Raw genomic sequence first — 12,802 nt, 5'->3', positions numbered from 1 at the left:
ATCTCAGCAGGGTGGGCGGGCATCGGCGAGGAGCTTGGCCACGTCGAGGGGGACGTTCGGCTGGGCGTCGTGCATGGTCATGCCCGCGAAGGGCTCAACGAGGTAGCGCACCTGCGGTTCGCCGGCGGGATCGTCGGGCACGGACACTACGGCGAGCCGCCAGCGCTCCGGGTCGTTCTGGGCCTGGCGCACTTGGCGGGCACTCACGTGGATCTGCTCGGTGCGCGGCAGATGGCCCTTTACCTCGATGAAGTAGTGGTCGCCGGTAGCAGGGTCCACCGACATGACGTCGTAGCCCGGGTTGGCGTGCTCCTGCTCAGCCGGAATGCGCCCCAGCGCACGCTCCGCAGCCAGCACCGCTGCCACGGCGCGACGATCGGTCTCGGCTCGGTCGGCGGCAGCGTCCGGCGGCTGCGGCGCACCCGCCCAGTGATCCAGCAGGCCCTGAGGCACGATCACCGCCGCAGCCACCACCGTCGGCGGACTGCTGTGGACGTCTTCCTCCGCGTCGAGCTCCGTGCGCCGTCGCGCCAGCCGCCCCTCCAGCTCCTCTGCGCGGCGGCGGGCATTCTCGGAGTTCAGCTTCGGCGTGCCGCCGGCAGCCTCTTGGGCCCCGATCTCGATGGCGCGTCGGTCCCAGTAGTGAATCTCCGACATCAGCCGCTGCCGTACCGCCTCACGCACCCGCGCCACTCGGTCGCGCACCACTGCTGCAACCGACTCGAGGTGCGGGCCGGCCAGATGCTCGATGGCCCAGTCGCGGGCAACCGTCTCGGCTGCCGCGCCCGTCCATGACGTGTCCAGCCGCCGAGCACACCGCTCCTGCTGCTCGTCGGTGAGCGGCACGCAGTCCAAGTACGGCTCGGCACCCGGATCACGAGCATGGCCCGCAGCATCCACTTCCACGTACTGGCAGCGGCGCGACACGACCTGGCGAGCACCGTTCACGGTGCGCCCATCGGTGACCACGTGGTCCAAGCACACGAGCAGCCGCGGCTCAACGGAGAGGTCGGCGCTGTCCACCAGCACGGCACCGTCGTGCAAGGCGTAACCGTGATCGTCGAGCACCTTGCGAGCCACCGCGCCGAGCAGCGCTGTGCCGGGCGAGATCAGCTCTGCGCGGTCGCCCGCGGGGTCCGGCCCCGAAGCTACGACACCCTCCGGCGGCTGCACGAACGCCTTGTCGAAGGTCACCCTCGCATAGCGTTCCTGCACCGGCCCGAGAGACGGATCGGCGGCCTCGCGCACCGAAGCCGGCACGCGGGTGATCTCGTAGCGGCCGCTTTCACGGCGCACGATGCGGCCGCCGTAGAGCTGCAGCGCCTGGGCAAAGAAGTCATGCACGAACCACGGCTGCAGGCGGCGTGCGCGAGCCTCCTCCATGCGGCGACGCACCTCATCGTTCGTCGACGTGCCCACCAAGCCCCCCAACAGCGCTCGCTCCTCCAGCACTTTGCGCAGCGGCACGCCGATCTCTGCCTCGATGACGGTGTCCATCCAGGCTGCGTGGGCCGGGTCCGAGTCGGCCTGGATGGCCTGCAACAGCACATCCCGCAGCGACACGTTGATCTGCGCATCGCCGAGCACGTCGTACACCTGATCGCCGTACACCTCACGCTGCTGCTCGATCTTGGCGAACAGCCGCTCGAAGACTTGGCCTTCACGCGTCCGATGCGCCACCAGATTCCACAGGTGACACGGTCGCTGCTGGCCGATGCGGTGGATGCGCCCGAAGCGCTGCTCGATGCGGTTCGGGTTCCACGGCAGGTCGTAGTTGACCATCATGTTGGCCACCTGCAGATTGACGCCTTCCCCAGCAGCGTCGGTGGCCACCAGCACCGACACCGACGGGTCGACACGGAACCGATCCTGTGCGGCTCGACGCTCTTGACGCTTCATGCCGCCGTGAATGGTCGCTACCGCATCTGCACGGCCCAGCTCGCCTCGGATGCGGTCGGCGACGTAGTCCAGCGTGTCGCGGTGCTCGGTGAACACGATCAGCTTGCGAACGCTGCTGCGGCCGTCTGCCTCGCGGCCCAGCCGATCTGAACTGGTCGGTGCCGAGCGGGGCGGTTGCAAGCCCGACTGGGCCGACGCGAACTGATCCGAGCTGAAGCGATCTGAGCGGAACTGATCCGAGCGGAGCAGTCCCCGCAGGCAGGTCCACTTGGCATCGGCGCGGCTGTTGCGCACGCGCTCTGCCAGCGTCACCAGCCGATCCAGCACCCGCACCTCAGCTTCGAGTTCGTCAGCGGTTGCAGCTGCGGTTGCCGCATCGACGGTCAAGCTGTCCAGCTCCTCCAGCTCGGCCTCGCTGAAGTTGTCGATGTCGAACTCTTCGAGGTCGGCGAAGCGCACTCCCTTGGGCAGATCGGGCACACGGATGGGCTCGCCCGAAGCAGCAAGACGACGCAGCTCTGCCGCCTGGCCCGCGAGACGGTCCCTGCGGCGCACCAACGAGCGGTGAATGGCGGCCGGCGACGATGCCAAGCGGCGCTGCAGCGCCGCGAGGGCGAAGCCGACGATCACGCCGCGCCGCCTGTCGCCCGCGTCGGTCATGCGGGCAGCGCGGTTCATCTCGTCGCGCACGTAGGAGGTGACGGCCTCGTACAGCTCCGCCTCGGACTCGGACAAGTCGAACTGCAAGGTGGTGGCGAACCGCTGGGGGAACAGCCGCCTGCCGTCGAACGTCCGCAAGTTCTCCTTCACCAGGCGACGCATGACATCGCTGACGTCGGGTGCTTCGCCGGCTGCCGAGGCAGAGGCACCTGTGGCGGCCCGCGAGCGTCCTTCGAACCGCTCCGGGTCGATCAGCGTCATGAACGCCAGGAAGTCGTCGAGCTTGCCGTTGTGGGGCGTGGCCGTGAGCAGCAGGAAGTGGCGTGTGCACTCGCGCAGCACTTCGCCGAGCCGGAAGCGTTTCGTGGCCCGCAGCTCTTCGCCGTAGCGGCGGGCGGACATCTTGTGGGCCTCGTCGACGATCACGAGATCCCACTCGGAGGCTGCGAGGCGACCACGCAGTTCGTCCGAGCGGGCCATCTGGTCCAAGCGAGCGATCAGCAGATTCCGATCGAGGAACGAGTTGCCGGTACGGGACGCCTCGACGCTGTCGCGCGACAACATCTCGAAGCTCAGGCCGAACTTGTCCCACAGCTCGTCCTGCCACTGCTCGACCAAGCTTCCCGGCGCGACGATCAGGCACCGCGCCACGTCGCCGCGCAGCATCAACTCACGGATGAGCAGCCCGGACATGATCGTCTTGCCGGCACCCGGGTCGTCGGCCAGCACGAACCGCAGCGGCTTGAGCGCCAGCAGCCGGTTGTACACCGCGTCGATCTGATGCGGGTAGGGCTCGATGCTCGACGTGTCCACCGCCGCGAACGGATCGGCCAGGTGCGCCGACTGCATGCGGCGAGCTTCTGAGGCGAGCCGGAACATGGCGCCGTCCGCATCGAAGGTCCAGCGGCTGTGGGCCGCTTCGCTGACATCAGCGAGGTCGGCTGCGCAGACAAGCCGCTCGCCGAGGCTGCCGTCGGCACGCCGATAGGTCAGCGTGGCCGCGCCGGCACCGTGCAGCCCGACTGCGACGACGGTGACATCCGCGCCGGCCACGATGCCGCGCAGCCGCATGCCGCTCGTCAGGTCGCTGAGCTTCATCCGCGCACCGCCGCCCGGTTGCCGACGGCCAGCGACGGTAGCGTGCCCGTGGATGGGGGCGAGTGTGAGCGAACGACTGAGCGAACCAAAGGGATCCTTGGCAGTCACCGGCGACCCAGCAGCCGACGAGCTGGTGCGCGACGACCCGTTCGCGCTGCTGGTCGGGATGATGCTGGATCAGCAGATTCCCATGGAGTGGGCGTTCAAAGGCCCTGCCCGGCTGGCAGAACGACTCGGCGACCGCTTCTCCGCCGCAGCCATCGCGCAGATGCATCCCGACGAACTCGAGGCGGCCTTCAGCACCAAACCCGCGCTGCACCGCTTCCCCGGCTCGATGGCCAAGCGCTGCGGCGAGCTGGCCCGTCACCTCGTGGAGCACTACAACGGCGACGCGGGCGCCGTGTGGGCCGATGCCCGCAGCGGCAAGGCGCTCTACGACCGGCTGCGCGCCCTGCCCGGCTACGGGGACGAGAAGGCCAAGATCTTCGTGGCGATTCTGGCCAAGCGGTTCGGCGTGGCGCCACGCGGCTGGAAGGCCGTGGCCGGACCGTTCGCGGACAGCCAGCCGCGTTCGGTAGCCGACATCGACGGGCCCGACGCACTCGCGCAAGTCCGTGCCTGGAAGAAGAAACAGAAGGCTGCGGGCAAATCCAAGCAGGAATGATCGTCTGCTGCGGCGAGGCGCTCATCGACGTGCTGAGCGGCGACGGCCGCCACGACGAGCAGTCAGCGCCAGGCGGCGGACCGATGAACGCCGCCGTTGCCGCCGCCCGGCTCGCAGTGCCGAGCGCGTTCGTGGGGCGAGTGTCCACCGACGCTGCGGGCGAGCGCATCTGGGACCACCTTCGACGCAACGACGTCGACGTTCGTGCCTGTGAGCGAGGCCCCGAACCGACCGCACGGGCAGTCGTAGGTGCCGGCCCGAGCCCGTCGTTCCGCTTCGAGGGAGACGGCACAGCCGACACTGCACTCGGCGCGGCCGATCTGTCGGTCTTCGGTCCGGGGCGACACATCCTGCACGGCGGCACGCTGGGAATGTTCCGCGGGCGCACTGCCGACGTCCTGGCCCGTCTGGCGCAGCGACACGAGGGCATCGTTTCCCTCGACCCCAACGTGCGGCCCGCGGTCATCGAGGACCGAGATCGATGGCATCGCTTCCACCGACGCTGGCGCAGTGCTTGCGACTTCTATCGGGCTTCCGATGAGGACCTCGCGTGGATCTGGCCCGGCCGCCCCACCGATGCCTGTGCCGAGGAGCTGCTCGCCGGCCGGACCGCTGCGGTGATGGTCACCCGAGGCGAGCGAGGCGTCACCGTCTACACCCGCACAGGCAGGCTCGACGTGGCCGCCCCGTCGGTCGATGTGGTGGACACGGTCGGCGCCGGCGACTCGTTCGTCGGTGCAGTGCTGGCGTCGCTGTGGCAGCTGCTCGGTGCCGACAGGACCGCCTTGGACGCGGTCGAGCTGAATCAGTGGCGTGCCATCGCGCAGCGGGCGGCAGCGGCCGCGGCCATCACCTGCTCACGACCCGGCGCCGACCCGCCGTTCGCCCACGAGCTGGCGGACCATCTGTCGCTGCAACGCCTGTTGGCGAACGACTGAGCGCCGAGCCACCTGCAGTGCCGGATCACGAGCCGCCTGCAGTGCCGGATCACTGGTCGCCGAGCCAGCTACGAAGCTGAGCGCTCCGAAACGAACCGACTCACGCGACCTGCGCGAGCGCCTGGCCGTGGACGTAGTGGAAGTAGGCGTCGGGACGGTCGGCCCATCTGCGCCAGCCGGCGGCGATCCACTCCAGCTCGTCACGCGTCGAGTAGCCGTAGTCCACCGCTTGGCGGGCGAACGCCGTGTGCAGGCAGCGCTCAGCCCACGAGTAACCCCAGTCGCGCCGAGTGGCGTCGGTCCAGAATTGCTGCACCGCGCCCGACATCTGCACCTGCGGCAGCCCGGCTGCACGGAACCACGCGTACAGGTGCCGTCCGGCGTCCGGCTCGGCGCCGTTGTGCCGACTCACCGTGCGGAACACCTCTCGCCAGCGGGTGATCTCCTCGCTGGCCGGATAGGGACGCATCGTGGAGTAGTCCGAGTCGCGCACTGCGACCCAGCCGCCGCGGCGCACCACGCGGGCCATCTCCGTGACGGCGGCCACCGGATCCGACAGGTGCTGGCACACCTGGTGGGCGTAGGCCACGTCGAACGAATCGTCGGGGTACGGCAGTTCGTAGACCGACGCCGCTTCGAGGGTGACATTGCCGACGCCGGCCGCGGCAATCGTGGCCGCTGCCGTGTTCAGAATGTCGCCGCCAGGCTCGATGCCGGTCACGTGCCCGCGGTGAGCCCAGCGGGCGAGGCCTGCTGTGATCGACGCCGGGCCGCAGCCCACGTCCAAGATCTGTGCGTCCTCGCTGATCGCGTGGCGTGCGAACGCAGCGCAGTCCTCGGCGGTGCGCTTGGCATGCTGAGCCACCGCCGCGTGATGGTGACCGTGGATGTACACGTCCCGCGTGTGCGAGCCGGCGGCGGCGCTTCCGGCCGCGGGCGCCGAGCCTGCGCCCTCCGCAGCAAGACCACTCACGAGCGTCAGCGTAACGAGGGCGTCGCAACGCTCTCGGGCCCGGTTGCGGGGCACGTCGCTAGCCTCGCCGCCCATGGCCGGTTCGATCCTGGGCAACGAAGTACGGCGCAGCGAGGACCCTGAGCTGCTCACCGTGGGCGGCCGCTACGTCTACGACCACGCAGCGCCCGGCATGTGTCACGCAGTGTTCGTCCGCTCACCGGTCGCCCATGCGCGCATCAACGGCATCGACACCGACGAGGCACGCCAGGCACCGGGCGTGATCGACGTGGTCACAGCAGCCGAACTGGGCGTGGCGGCTCACCACGGCTTCGTCAAGGTGGCCGACGAGTTCGCCCGGGCGCCGCTGGCGACCGGCAAGGTCCGGTTCGTCGGCGAAGCGGTTGCCGTCGTGGTGGCTGAGACGCTCACTCAAGCGGTGGACGCAGCCGAGTTCGTCGTTGTGGACTACGAACCGCTGACCGCCGTGGCCGACGTGGAGTCAGCGCTCACTGCGGGCGCGCCCGCAGTCTTCGACGAACGGCCCGGCAACGTGGCCACTCAGATCACCGACCCGCCTGGCATCGATCCGCTCGACGGCGCAGACCGAATCGTGCGAGGCCGATACGTGAACCAGAAGATCGCCGCGGTGCCGCTGGAGCCCAACTCGTGCGCTGCGGTACCCGCAGACGACAGCCGCATCACCGTCTACTGCGCGACGCAGATGCCACACCTCACCAAGATGCAGCTCGCCGGCGCGCTCGGCTGGGACGCACAGCGGCTGCGCGTCATCGCTCCCCATGTCGGCGGCGGCTTCGGCGCCAAGGCCGGCCTGTACCACGAGCACACCGTGGTGACGGCGCTGGCGGACCGGCTGGCCAGGCCGGTCACGTGGACGCCGGGGCGCAGCGAGGACATGACCACGCTGGCACACAGCCGTGCGCAGGTGCAGTACGCCGAGCTGGGCGTGCGCGACGACGGCACCTTCACCGGGCTTCGGGTGCGGCTCGTGGGCGACACCGGCGCCTACCCGAACATCGGGACCATGCTGCCGGCGGGAACCAAGCGGATGTCCAACGGCACCTATGCCTTCGGATCGATCCGATTCGACGTCGCCACCGCGGTCACCAACACGACGCCCACCGGTGCCTACCGGGGTGCCGGTCGGCCCGAGGCGGCGGCGCTGCTGGAGCGACTGGTGGACCAAGCCGCTCTCGAGACCGGCATCGACCCCATCGAGATCCGTCTGCGGAACTTCATCCCGCCCGATGCGTTCCCCTTCGATACGCTCACCGGCGTCACCTATGACAGCGGCGACTACGCGCTGCCGTTGCGCCGCGCCGTCGAGCTGGCCGGCTACGACCGCCTGCGAGCAGAGCAGCGCGCTCGCCGTGAGCGCGGCGACGTGCGCCAGCTTGGCATCGGCGTGGCCAGCTTCGTGGAGATCACCGCCGGCGGTCTGACCAGCGAGTTCGCCGCTGTGCGCATCGAGCCGGACGGCGGCGCCACCGTTCGCGTCGGCACCAGTGCGCACGGCCAAGGGCATCACACCACGTTCGCTCAGATCGTCTCGGCGCGCACCGGCATCCACGTCGAGCACATCGGCTTCATCCAGTCCGACACCGACTTGGTGCCCCGCGGCGGCGGCACCGGCGGCTCGCGCTCGGTGCAGGTGGGCGGCTCTGCGGTGGCCAACGCCACCGACGTGCTCGTCGAGCGGGCACAGCGACTGGCGGCGCACCTGCTCGAAGCCAGCGCAGACGACATCGTGCTCGATGCCGCTTCGGGCACCTTCAGCGTGGCCGGCGTGCCGGCTCGATCGGTGGACTGGGCGCAGCTGGCCGCAGCGGTCGACGGCGCGCCCGCGGAGGTGCTGGGCGACCCGACCGCCGCCGAGACCGCGGCCGCCGAACGCGGCGAGCCGATCGACCCGGGGCTCGCAGCGCAGCTCGACTTCGACCAGGGCGAAGCCAGCTTCCCCTTCGGCGCCCACATCGCGGTGGTGGAGGTGGACACCGATACCGGTGACGTCAACTACCTGCGCCACATCGCAGTGGACGACGCAGGCACCGTGATCAACCCGCTGCTGCTCGCCGGCCAGCAGCACGGAGGCATCGCGCAAGGTGCCGCACAGACGCTGTACGAAGAGATGGTCTTCGACCGTGATGCCAACCCGCAGACCGGCACGCTGCTGACCTACCTGTTTCCGTCGGCGGCCGAGTTCCCTAGCTTCGAGGTGTACAGCACCCAGACGCCGTCGCCGCTCAACCCGCTGGGCGCCAAGGGCATCGGCGAGGCCAGCACCATCGGCGCCACGCCAGCGCTGCAGAACGCAGTGATCGATGCGGTGTCGCACCTGGGCATCCGGCACATTGACATGCCGATGAGCCCTCAGCGGATCTGGGAGGCGATTGCCGCGGCCCGAGCGGGCAGCCCGGCCGATCCATGGCGAGAGCCGCCGGCGATCTTCGCTGACATGGCTGCCGGCCAGGCGGCTGACCCCGAAGGCCTTGCGGCGGCCGAGAGCATCTGAGCAGCGGCTTGGCGTGACACCTGCGCGGCCCTAGGCCGCAGCTGTGAGATACTGCCGCCAGTGACCAATCGGGTCCGCTCCGTGCTGCCCAATCCGAGCGGCGCCACAGCGGGCCTCTTCGCGCCGGACAACGCCACCACGGTCGTCTGCACGCCGGACGGTCATGAGTCGAGCGATGCGAGCACGGTCATCCTCACGCCGGACCATTACGCCTACCCATGGACGGCGTTGGCCTCGGCGAGTCTCACCCCGCGCGGCACGGCACTGGTGAGCTGGCCGGACGGCGCCACGCTGGAATGCCACCCCATGTGGCTGCGCGAGAACGCGCCCGGGCCGGGCGGCATCGACCCGGTGACCCGCGAGTGCGAGCTGGACCCCGCCCACCTCCATGCCGGCCTGTCGCTGAGCCGCATCTGCCTCGACAACGGCGCGCTCGCGGTGACCTTCGAGCCTGAGCGCCGCAACGCTGCGTTCCATCCGGGCTGGCTGCGTCATGTAGCAGACCTGATGCACCTGCCGTTCGCAGCCGTCCCGCCGGCAGTGCCGTGGACTGCGCACGAGCACGCCGAGCCGGTCACGCACGACGGCCCGCGGGTGCTGGGCGACGGCGCTGCGCTCACGGCTGCGCTGTGCGACCTCGCTCGCTATGGGCTGATCCGCTTGCAGAGGTGTGGAACCGCACCCGACGCCTTGGCTCGCGTGGCAGGCCTCATCGGCGCCATGCGCGACTCCAACTTCGGCCTGACCTGGCACGTCGACGTCGACATCACGCCGACGTCGCTGGCCAACACCGGTCAGCGGCTCACCCCTCACACTGACCTGCCCACTCGGGAAGTCCCGCCGGGACTGCAGATGCTGCACTGCGTGGAGAACTCCGTGGACGGCGGCTGGTCGACCATGGCCGACGGGCTGGCCATCGCCGAGCATTTGAGCCAGTGCGAACCCGACGCGTTCGAGGCGCTCACCACGCTGGAGTGGGTGTTCTTCAACCGTTCGCCCGAGCACGACCACCGCTGGCAGGGTCCGGTCATCGACGCCGGCGACGGCCGCCTCCCTTGCACCTATCGGGCCTTTCACCCCGTGAGAGCGTTCCCGGCGATGCCCGTTGCCGACATGGACCGCGCGTACGCCGCGCTGCGACTGCTGAGCATGACGGCCGGCTCGCAGAGATTCCAGCTGCGCTACCCGTTCCGACCAGGCGACATCGTGATCTTCGACAACCGACGGGTGCTGCACGGACGGGATGCATTCGAGCCGCGCGCCGGCGCGCGCCGGCGCCTCATCGGCACCTACATGGACACCGACGAGCTCTACTCGCGGCTGCGCGTGCTGCTGCGCCGCACGCCGGTGCCGTGCGCCGGTGACGATGCCGTGGAGATCGACGCGACACCGCCGAGCACCGGCCGAACCAGCACCGGCCGAACCAGCACCGACGAGGAGCATCCCGCCCATGCCTGACGTGTTCATCACCTGTGCTGTCACCGGAGCGGGCGACACCGTCGGCAAGTCCGACAAGGTGCCCTACACGCCCTCCGACATCGCCCAGAACGTCATCGACGCCGCCGCGGCGGGCGCGGCAATCTGCCATGTCCACGTGCGCGATCCCATCACCGGCGATGCCGCCAGAGACGTGGACTGCTACTGCGAAGTCACCGAGCGGGTGCGCGCCTCGAGCACCGACGTGGTGCTGAATCTGACCGCCGGCATGGGCGGCGACTTCGTGATCGGCTCGGTCGAGCAACCGCTGCCGCCCGATCCGATGCGATCCGACATGGCCGGTGCCACGGAGCGCTTGGCTCATGTGCGAGAGCTGCTGCCGGAGATCTGCACGCTGGACTGCGGCACGATGAACTTCGGCGAGGGCAACTACGTCGCCACCAACACCCACGACACGCTGATGGAGATGGCTCGCCAGATCCAAGCGCTGGGGGTTCGACCCGAGATCGAAGCCTTCGACACCGGCCAGCTCTGGGAAGCCAAGTCGCTAGTCGAAGCCGGTGTGATCGAGGCGCCGGTCATGGTGCAGCTGTGCATGGGCATCCGCTGGGGCGCACCGCCGGATCTGAACACGTTCATGGCGATGATCAACAACGTGCCTGACGACTGGACGTTCTCCGCGTTCGCGCTGGGACGCGATCAGTTGCGGTACGTCGCGCTGGCCGCGATTGCGGGAGGCAATGCCCGAGTCGGCCTCGAAGACAACCTGTACCTCGAACGCGGGCGACTCGCCACGAACGCCGAGTTGACAGCGCGTGCGAAGCAGATTCTGGAGGCCATGAACTACCGGGTCATGGGTCCCGAGGAGGTCCGCGACCGGCTCGAACTGACGCGGCGTTGACCGGCTGCAGCGTCGACCACACGCACGCGTCAGTCGGCGACGAGCTGCCGGCGCGCGTCGGCGTGGTCGGCGCGGGCGTGATCGGCGCAGCGTGGACCGCACGCTGGGCGCTCTGCGGAGTGGACGTCGTGGTCGCCGACCCCTCGCCGTCGGCAGCCGGCTACGTCGCCACCACGGTGGCCGCGGCGCGCGCTGCGTGGCAGCGGCTCGGCTTGCTGCCCGGTGACGAAGCAGTCGCAGACGCAGGCATCACCAGCGGTGCCAGCGGCACGGTGACCGTCCTCGCACCCGACGCCGGCGCGGCCGCAGCGGCCGATGGCGCCCAGCTCATCTGCGAGTGCGTGCCCGAGCGTCTGGAGGTCAAGCAGTCGGCCTACGCCGAGATCGAAGCCGGAGCGGCCGCCGATGCGGTCATTGCGTCGTCCACGTCGGGCATCCGCCCGAGCGAGCTGCAGGTGGGCATGGTTCGGCCCGAGCGTCTGGTCGTCGGCCACCCGTTCAATCCGGTGTACCTGCTGCCGCTGGTCGAAGTGGTTGCCGGCGCCCGGACCTGCGAGCAGGCCGTCGAACGAGCCACGCAGTGGTTCACGGCGGCGGGCATGGCGCCGCTGCGGGTTCGTTCCGAGATCGACGGCTTCTTGGCGGACCGGCTGCTCGAGGCCTTGTGGCGCGAAGCGCTGTGGCTCGTTCACGACGGTGTCGCCACCGTCGCCGAGATCGACGAGGTGATGCGGCTGGGGTTCGGTCTTCGCTGGGCACAGATGGGCGTGTTCCAGACCTATGCCACAGCAGGCGGCGAAGGCGGTTTCCGGCAGTTCGTCGAGCACTTCGCCCCCACGCTGAACTTGCCGTGGACGAAGCTCACCGACGTGCCGACGATGACGCCCGAATTCGTCGAGGCTTTGGTGCGCCAGGCTGAGCAGCAGGCCGACGGCCGGTCGGTCGCAGAGCTGTGCGCAGCGCGCGATCGCAACCTCGCGGACATGCTGCTGGCCTTGGAGGCCAACGAATGGGGTGCGGGCCGCTGCCTCGCTGCGCTGCGGCGGCGATTGTCGTCCCGCTACCACCTACCGCGATGACTGCTCTACGGCGTCGGGTCTGCGAGATCGGGTCTACGCGATGGTGTCTGCCCAGTCAGGAGAATTCCCGGTGACATGGCGCTGGCGATGTGCGGGTGTCCAGGCGCCGTGCGTACATGCAGGTATGGATGCCGTGTCTGGAGGATGCTGCATGGGCACCGAGCCCGGACACCCGCGAGGCAACCGTAGGTGAGCATCGACCTCGGATCACAGCCATTTTCCGCCGAGCGGCCGGCGTTGTCCAGCGGGCGTCTACTCTTCGACGAGCACCGCGTATTCGGGGCAGTTCGCAGCCGCCAGGCGTGCCTTGTCCTCTAGGCCTGCCGGCACTTCGCCGTCGCCTGCCGCGGTGGCATAGCCATAGTCGTCCACGTCGAACAGCTCCGGTGCCAGCGAGTAGCAGCGGTTGTGACCTTGGCACTTGTCGGCATCCACGCTGATTCGCATGTCCATCGCCTCCTACGGGTCGTTGGGACCTCTGCCGTCGGGCCTCGACGTGCTGCCCGGATTGCCCCAAGCTACTGCGACCACGCCATTCGGCGCTCTCGCTTCGAGGACCGCCGCCCGATGCGCGTCTCGACGCGTGCAGTCCAGCAGGCTGCACACCCTTACAGGCAGCACAGTCGCGGCCTGCCGTAGTC

The 12,802-nt window shown here is 69.4% G+C and carries 9 protein-coding genes; 6 read left to right on the top strand and 3 right to left on the bottom strand.

What is annotated here, in order from left to right:
• Positions 1 to 3: 3 nt before the first annotated feature.
• Complete coding sequence (locus tag ACOGI4_RS08495) at positions 4 to 3,657, bottom strand: helicase-related protein (RefSeq protein WP_419841245.1); 3,654 nt, start codon at positions 3,655 to 3,657, stop codon at positions 4 to 6.
• 64 nt (positions 3,658 to 3,721) lie between these two features.
• Here ACOGI4_RS08495 and ACOGI4_RS08490 point away from each other — a divergent pair, with 64 nt between their 5' ends.
• A complete protein-coding gene (locus ACOGI4_RS08490) occupies positions 3,722 to 4,321 on the top strand; it encodes an HhH-GPD-type base excision DNA repair protein (protein WP_419841244.1) in 600 nt (199 codons plus the stop codon).
• Positions 4,318 to 5,259, top strand: a complete 942-nt coding sequence (locus tag ACOGI4_RS08485) for a PfkB family carbohydrate kinase (protein ID WP_419841243.1) — start codon at positions 4,318 to 4,320, stop codon at positions 5,257 to 5,259. The genes ACOGI4_RS08490 and ACOGI4_RS08485 overlap by 4 nt, the downstream gene beginning before the upstream one ends.
• Before the next feature lie 100 nt (positions 5,260 to 5,359).
• Here the strand turns inward: ACOGI4_RS08485 and ACOGI4_RS08480 are convergent, their stop codons facing one another.
• Positions 5,360 to 6,232, bottom strand: a complete 873-nt coding sequence (locus tag ACOGI4_RS08480) for a methyltransferase domain-containing protein (protein ID WP_419841242.1) — start codon at positions 6,230 to 6,232, stop codon at positions 5,360 to 5,362.
• Between the two features lie 73 nt (positions 6,233 to 6,305).
• On the opposite strand from ACOGI4_RS08480, the gene ACOGI4_RS08475 reads away from it, so the two are divergent.
• Genes ACOGI4_RS08475 through ACOGI4_RS08460 form a run of 4 tightly spaced genes read left to right on the top strand, consistent with a single transcriptional unit; the run spans position 6,306 to position 12,161 of the window.
• Entirely contained in the window at positions 6,306 to 8,744 is a 2,439-nt protein-coding gene (locus ACOGI4_RS08475) for a xanthine dehydrogenase family protein molybdopterin-binding subunit (RefSeq protein WP_419841241.1), read from the top strand.
• Between the two features lie 60 nt (positions 8,745 to 8,804).
• Positions 8,805 to 10,202, top strand: a complete 1,398-nt coding sequence (locus ACOGI4_RS08470) for a TauD/TfdA family dioxygenase (RefSeq protein ID WP_419841240.1) — start codon at positions 8,805 to 8,807, stop codon at positions 10,200 to 10,202.
• The gene (locus ACOGI4_RS08465) at positions 10,195 to 11,082 is read left to right on the top strand and encodes a 3-keto-5-aminohexanoate cleavage protein (protein WP_419841239.1); all 888 of its coding nucleotides are present in this window, start codon (positions 10,195 to 10,197) and stop codon (positions 11,080 to 11,082) included. The genes ACOGI4_RS08470 and ACOGI4_RS08465 overlap by 8 nt, the downstream gene beginning before the upstream one ends.
• On the top strand, positions 11,079 to 12,161 hold the full coding sequence (locus ACOGI4_RS08460; RefSeq protein ID WP_419841238.1) for a 3-hydroxyacyl-CoA dehydrogenase NAD-binding domain-containing protein: 1,083 nt from the start codon (positions 11,079 to 11,081) through the stop codon (positions 12,159 to 12,161). The genes ACOGI4_RS08465 and ACOGI4_RS08460 overlap by 4 nt, the downstream gene beginning before the upstream one ends.
• A gap of 252 nt (positions 12,162 to 12,413) precedes the next feature.
• Here ACOGI4_RS08460 and ACOGI4_RS08455 read toward each other — a convergent pair whose 3' ends face one another.
• Complete coding sequence (locus tag ACOGI4_RS08455; protein ID WP_419841237.1) at positions 12,414 to 12,614, bottom strand: ferredoxin; 201 nt, start codon at positions 12,612 to 12,614, stop codon at positions 12,414 to 12,416.
• Positions 12,615 to 12,802 lie beyond the last annotated feature (188 nt).

The sequence above is a fragment of the Candidatus Poriferisodalis sp. genome, from assembly GCF_965205175.1.
Taxonomy (GTDB): Bacteria; Actinomycetota; Acidimicrobiia; order Acidimicrobiales; family Poriferisodalaceae; genus Poriferisodalis.
This window is presented reverse-complemented; position numbering and strand designations above follow the sequence as displayed.

Coding starts and splice junctions, on each gene's coding strand:
- ACOGI4_RS08495 (WP_419841245.1), bottom strand. CDS start 3,657: ATGAAGCTCAGCGACCTGACGAGCGGCATGCGGCTGCGCGGCATCGTG.
- ACOGI4_RS08485 (WP_419841243.1), top strand. CDS start 4,318: ATGATCGTCTGCTGCGGCGAGGCGCTCATCGACGTGCTGAGCGGCGAC.
- ACOGI4_RS08475 (WP_419841241.1), top strand. CDS start 6,306: ATGGCCGGTTCGATCCTGGGCAACGAAGTACGGCGCAGCGAGGACCCT.
- ACOGI4_RS08465 (WP_419841239.1), top strand. CDS start 10,195: ATGCCTGACGTGTTCATCACCTGTGCTGTCACCGGAGCGGGCGACACC.
- ACOGI4_RS08455 (WP_419841237.1), bottom strand. CDS start 12,614: ATGGACATGCGAATCAGCGTGGATGCCGACAAGTGCCAAGGTCACAAC.